The sequence below is a fragment of the Luteibacter sp. P4_E6 genome (assembly GCF_056401535.1).
In genome coordinates this window covers 1-5841 of sequence record NZ_JBFUJE010000247.1, presented here as the reverse complement: position 1 = coordinate 5841, position 5841 = coordinate 1, and the positions used below count along the sequence as shown (strand labels likewise).

Here is a 5841-nt window from a genome sequence, read left to right as displayed (position 1 = left end):
GCCCTGAACACCTCAAGAACGCTTGACGGCCAAGAGAGTATCTACAAAGAGCTAGGCAGCCGAACCGGCAAGGCTGTTGKCAGCCTTACGGAGAACCTGGCCCCACCCCCTGGTGCCTCCGTCAGCCGGATATCGCCCCCATGCCGGGCAACGATCTCCTGGACGAGGTGCAACCCCAGGCCGGTCCCCACACTGCTCGGTCGCAACCGATAAAACGGCGTAAAAACCTTCGCCCGCTCTCCCTCCGGAATGCCCGGCCCCTCGTCGCTGATCTCGAACACGCCCCCTTCCATCACGGCCACGTGGATCAGCCCCCTGCCTCCCGCATGGGCGATGGCGTTCTGGATCAGGTTGGTCACCGCCCGGGACAACGAGAGGCGGTCGCCCATGATCACGACGGCGTGATCGGGCGCGTCCATGGCCAGCTCGTAGCCCGCATCGAGCACCAACGGTGCCACGTCGGCACTCACTTCGCGCACGAGGGTGACCAGGTCCAGCGGCTCGAACGCCGTCACCTGCTTGCCCAGCCGCTGGAGGTCGAGCAGCTGCTCGGCGATATTGGCCAGACGAGCAAGGTCGGTCAGCAGGCGCGTTCGCGCCTCACCGTGCGGCAAGGTGTCGAGCCTGGCCTCGAGAATGGCGATGGGTGCACGCAGCTCGTGCGCGGCGTCCACCAGGAAGCGGTCGCGCGCGTCATAGCCTTCGCCCAACCGCTTCAGTGCCAGGTTGAACGCACGCACCAGCGGCTGCAGTTCCCGCGGTACCGCGCCGTCCTCCAGCTGGGCGCCACGCTCGTCGATATTGATGCGCTGGGCCTGGTCGGCCACCTTGCCGACACCGGCCATCGACCGATGGATGAGCCATGGCACGGCGACAAGCGTCACCAACACCAGTGGCAAGCCGATACGCGTGCCGAGATACACGGAAATCTTGAAGAAAATGAGCGCGATGCCGAGGACCGGGGCGCCACCTACGATGACGTGGATCCGTCCGTGCGGCGTGTTTTCCACGATGACTCGCATGGCCAGTTCATAGGGTGCGCTCGTCGTGTGGACTTCAGAGGCTTCCAACGTAGACAGCGAACCCACCAGCGAGCGATACGCCTGCGGCACATTCCCGTGGCTAAGCCGATGCCCTTGCTCGTCCTCGACCGCGAACCAGATGCGCGGTTCGCTATCGAGGACGGCGCGCATGTCGCCGTCGGTGTGCAGGTGCATCGCGCCATCGTCGACGGTGACCGCGCGTGCAATGTCACGCGCCATGTCTTCGTCGATATAGGCCGCCCGCGTGTTGAGGATGCTCCAGGTCAGCGCGGCGATGGTCGCGACCAGGATCACGATCTGCAGCACGCTGAGCCGGACACCCAGCAGGACGGTGAGCGATTTAGCCCGCCTGCCCATCGCGCACCCCCCGCAGCAGGTAGCCAATCCCGCGGATCACGTGGATCTCGACGCTCGCGTTCGCCTCCACGAGCGCCCGCCGCAGCTTCGACACGTGGGCATCCAGCGCGTTCGACTGGATCGCGTCGTCGAAACCGTAGACCGCCTCCTGCAGTACCTCGCGCTGCACCGTGCGTCCATGCCGGTAGGCCAGTGCTTCGAGCAACAGGAGCTGGCGACGCTGCAGACGCAAGGGGTGTCCATCGACCACGGCCTCGCGGGCGGTGAAATCGAAGCAGAGGTTGCCAAGCATGGCTACCGGCAGGGAGATCTGCGCGGGACGCCGGGAGATGGCGCGGATGCGTGCAAGCAATTCTTCGATCGCGAACGGTTTGACCAGGTAGTCATCCGCGCCGAGATCCAGGCCCTCGATGCGGTCGGTGAGCGAACCGCGGGCAGTCAGCATGATCACCGGAAGATCGGCGTGCGTCGCCCGTGCCGTGGCCAGCAGGGTCGCGCCGTCGCCGTCGGGGAGCTGCCTGTCGAGCAGGAGCAGATCGTGAACCTTGCACTGCAAGGCCTCGGTCGCATGCGCGATATCCGGGGCGATGTCCACGAGCATGCCGTGCCGATGCAGGCCAGCCTGGAGCACAGCGGCCATCTCCGGCTCGTCTTCCACCAGCAGTATGCGCATGCAGAACCTCCCGAAGGGGCGCGATCCTAACACGAGCTAAACGCCTATCAGGCCACGCAATGTTGGGGCAATGTCCGCTCCCCAGCATTTACAACCTGTCGTCCCCTAAGAGTTCTCCCGCATGTCAGTACCCCGTTCGCGCGCCGCGTCCCTTTTTGCCCTGATCGCCGGCATCGCCCTTTCTGGCGCCGTGTCGGCGCAATCCGCGGACGACCGCGCGCCCGGCTGGAGCCTCGGTATCGGAGCCGCCTGGGCCCCCAGCCCGTATCGCAGCTACGACAACAAGGCGTTGCCCCTGCCCCTGGTGAACTACGAGGGTAAGTCGTTTTACTTCCGCGGCGTCTCCGCAGGCTACAAGCTGCTTTCGACGCCCAGCGACGAAATTTCCCTCATCGTCTCGCCATTCGCCAACCGTTTCCGCCATCAGGACACCAACAACGCGCAGCTGAAACAGCTGTCCAACCGTGACATCTCCGGTATGGCAGGCGTGGCGTGGCGGCACAAAGCGGAATGGGGCGTCGTGTCCGCCAGCGCGCAGAAGGAATTCACCGGCCACGGCGGCGGCATCCTGCTCGATGCCGGCTACAGCTACCCGCTGAAGAAAGGCGCTGTCACGTTCATCCCGACCGTGGGTGTCACGCGAAGCAACGGCGCGCTCAACGACTACTACTACGGCGTCAGCGGCCGCGAGGCCCTGCGCAGCGGCCTTCCTGCGTACCACGCCGACGGCGGCACCGCGCCGTACGTGAACCTCATGGCGAATTACCGGCTGTCGCCTTCGTGGGTCACGTCGGTCGGCATGCGCTACACCCTTCTCCCGGATGCCGTGAAAGACAGCCCCATGGTCAATGCCGACCATACCCGTAGTTTCTTCGTCTCACTCAGCCACGTGTTCTGAGCGATGGGCAACCGGATCATGCGACGGATAGCGGACCTGGCCTACGGCATCGAGCCCGATCGCCAGGCCGTGTGGGATTGGCTGCTGCTGACGCCCATCAAGGAACTGGGCGATCGCACCGCCGTCGAAGTGGCGCTCGCCGGCGAAGGCGAGCACGTGGTTTCGCTGCTCGAAGCCGTGGCGGCCGGCGAACGCAACCTCTAGTCCGACGGCTACTCGTGCATCATCGCCTGATGCACCGACATGGGCATCGGCATCATGTTGACGTTGGCGTTGTGCATCACCCAGAGCGAGCCAGCCACCACCACGGCGATCAGGAAGGTCGTGCAGGCAAAGATCGCCGTGTTCGCGCGCTGGCTTCGCGCCGAGCCGAGGTGCAGGAAGTACACCAGCTGGACGAACAACTGCGCCACGCACAGCGTGACGATGAGCGCGAGGCGCGCGCTGGCTGGAACCACGTTCGACATGACCGCGCCGAACGAGGCCAGGGTCAGGGCGACGGAAAGAATAAAACCGGACAGATAGCTCCGCATGCTGCCGTGGGCCTGGGTATCGTGACTCATGGAGTGAACTCGCGCAGATAGACGAAAGTGAAGACGCAGATCCAGATCAGGTCAAGGAAGTGCCAGAACAGGCTGAGGCAGGCCAGTCGCCGACGGACGATGCCGTCCAGGCCGAAGCGCAGCACCTGATGCATCATCACGCCGAGCCAGATCAGCCCCGACAGCACGTGCAGGCCATGGGTGCCGACCAGTCCGAAATAGGCGGAAAGGAAGGCGCTGCGTGACGGGCCTGCGCCGTCGTGGATCAGCTCGACGAACTCATGCACTTCCATGACGATGAAGCCGAGACCGAGCAGGAAGGTCACGGCTAGCCAGCCGAGCAACACGCGACGGCGTCCCGCCGCCGCACCGAGCATGCCGACGCCGAAGGTGAAGCTGCTCAACAACAGCAACATCGTTTCCGTCAGCACGAACGGCAGGCTGAAAAGCTCCCTGCCCCCCGGTCCGCCTGCCGTGGCGCCGGCCAGGACGCCGAACGTCGCGAACAGCGTCGCGAAGATCAGGCAGTCGCTCATCAGGTAGAKCCAGAAGCCGACCGTGGTCATCGACCCGTCGTCGTGCTCCGCGTGGCCATGTCCGGCCGTGGCAAGGGTAGTGCTCATGCTCAGGCGGCCTCGTCGTAGCGTGTGGCGGCGGTAGGATGGGTCTTCGGCAGACGCGCGTAGCGCGCCCGTTCGATCGCAGCGACCTCGGCGGCAGGCACGTAGTAATCCACGTCGCGGTCGTAGGTCCGCACGATGAAGGCAGCGATCATGCCGAGCAGCGAAGCGATCGCCAGCGGCCAGATGTGCCAGACCAGTGCGAAGCACAACGCGAGCGAGATGGCGGCGATGATGAAGCCCGCACCCGTGTTCCGCGGCATGTGGATGTCTTCGTACGCCGCCGGCTCGACGTACGCGGTACCCGCCTTCTTCGCATCCCAGTGCGGTTCCAGCGAGGTGATCACCGGCACGTGGGCGAAGTTGTAGAACGGCGCCGGCGAGGCGGTGGACCATTCCAGGCTACGGCCGTCCCAGGGGTCGCCCGTCATGTCGAGGTTGGCGTTCCGTTTGCGGATGCTGACGACCAGCTGGATGCCGAGCGCGGCGATGCCACAGGCAATCACCAGTGCGCCGATGAGCGCGACGACCAGCCATGGCTGCCAGGTGGGATCGTCATAGTGGTTCATGCGCCGCGTCATGCCATCCAGGCCAAGCACGTAAAGCGGCATGAAGGCGAGATAGAAACCGACCAGCCAGCACCAGAACGACACCTTGCCCCAGAACTCGTTCAGCGTGAACCCGAACACCTTGGGGAACCAGAAGCCGATCGCGGCCAGGCAGCCGAACAGCACGCCACCGATGATCACGTTATGGAAATGCGCCACGAGGAACAGGCTGTTGTGCAGTACGAAGTCCGCGCCGGGCACGGCCAGGAGCACACCGGTCATGCCACCGATGGCGAACGTGACCATGAAGCCGATCGTCCACCAGACCGAGGAGTGGTAACGGATGCGTCCGCGGAACATGGTGAACAACCAGTTGAACAGCTTCACGCCCGTGGGTATGGAGATGATCGACGTCATGATGCCGAAGAAGGCGTTGACGTTCGCTCCCGAACCCATGGTGAAGAAGTGGTGCAGCCAGACGAAGAACGACAGCACGCCGATGGACGAGGTGGCGTATACCATCGATTTATAACCGAACAACGGCTTGCCGGAAAACGTCGAGATGATTTCGGAGAAGGCACCGAAGCAAGGCAGGATGAGGATATAGACCTCGGGATGACCCCACACCCAGATCAGGTTGATGTACATCATCGCGTTCCCACCAAGCTCGTTGGTGAAGAAGTGCATGTCCAGGTAGCGGTCGGCGCTGAGCAGCGCGAGCGTGGCGGTCAACACGGGAAACACACCAATGATGAGGATATTGGTGATCAACRCCGTCCACGTGAATACCGGCATGCGCATCAAGGTCATGCCCGGTGCGCGCATGCGCAGGATGGTCACGACCAGGTTGATGCCGGTCAGCAAGGTGCCTAGCCCTGAAACCTGCAGCGACCATATGTAGTAATCCACACCCACCGTAGGGCTGTACCCGAGTTCGGACAGGGGTGGATACGCTACCCAGCCCGTCGCGGCGAAATCGCCGACGAACATGGACATCATCACTAGCACGGCGCCCACCGCGGACAGCCAGAAGCTAAGCGAGTTGACGAACGGAAACGCGACATCGCGCGCGCCGATCTGCAGCGGCACCACCACGTTCATCAGACCGAGGATGAGCGGCGTGGCGACGAAGAAGATCATGATCACGCCGTGGGCAGTGA

7 protein-coding genes are annotated in these 5841 nt (G+C 63.9%); 2 read left to right on the top strand and 5 right to left on the bottom strand.

What is annotated here, in order from left to right; genetic code table 11:
- Window positions 1-41 precede the first annotated feature (41 nt).
- Window positions 42-1400 (bottom strand): sensor histidine kinase, encoded by a 1359-nt coding sequence (locus tag AC1DT2_RS14370; protein ID WP_477297025.1) that lies wholly within the window; start codon window positions 1398-1400, stop codon window positions 42-44.
- The gene (locus tag AC1DT2_RS14365; protein ID WP_477297024.1) at window positions 1384-2073 is read right to left on the bottom strand and encodes a response regulator transcription factor; all 690 of its coding nucleotides are present in this window, start codon (window positions 2071-2073) and stop codon (window positions 1384-1386) included. The genes AC1DT2_RS14370 and AC1DT2_RS14365 overlap by 17 nt, the downstream gene beginning before the upstream one ends.
- A 121-nt stretch (window positions 2074-2194) precedes the next feature.
- Between AC1DT2_RS14365 and AC1DT2_RS14360 the strand changes: the two genes are divergently transcribed.
- Together AC1DT2_RS14360 and AC1DT2_RS14355 are read left to right on the top strand one after the other, a co-directional pair.
- Window positions 2195-2971, top strand: coding sequence for a MipA/OmpV family protein (locus AC1DT2_RS14360; protein ID WP_477297023.1), 777 nt, complete (start codon window positions 2195-2197; stop codon window positions 2969-2971).
- Between the two features lie 18 nt (window positions 2972-2989).
- Window positions 2990-3175, top strand: a complete 186-nt coding sequence (locus AC1DT2_RS14355) for a hypothetical protein (protein WP_213947332.1) — start codon at window positions 2990-2992, stop codon at window positions 3173-3175.
- Window positions 3176-3183: 8 nt separating this feature from the next.
- On the opposite strand, the gene cyoD is transcribed toward AC1DT2_RS14355, so the two are convergent.
- The 3 genes from cyoD to AC1DT2_RS14340 form a co-directional block, all read right to left on the bottom strand.
- Window positions 3184-3534 (bottom strand): cytochrome o ubiquinol oxidase subunit IV, encoded by a 351-nt coding sequence (gene cyoD / locus AC1DT2_RS14350; protein WP_213947331.1) that lies wholly within the window; start codon window positions 3532-3534, stop codon window positions 3184-3186.
- Entirely contained in the window at window positions 3531-4136 is a 606-nt protein-coding gene (gene cyoC, locus AC1DT2_RS14345) for a cytochrome o ubiquinol oxidase subunit III (RefSeq protein ID WP_477297022.1), read from the bottom strand. Before cyoC ends, cyoD begins: the two co-directional genes overlap by 4 nt.
- A 2-nt stretch (window positions 4137-4138) precedes the next feature.
- A partial coding sequence (locus AC1DT2_RS14340) for a cbb3-type cytochrome c oxidase subunit I (protein ID WP_477297020.1) occupies window positions 4139-5841 on the bottom strand: 1703 nt, incomplete at its 5' end.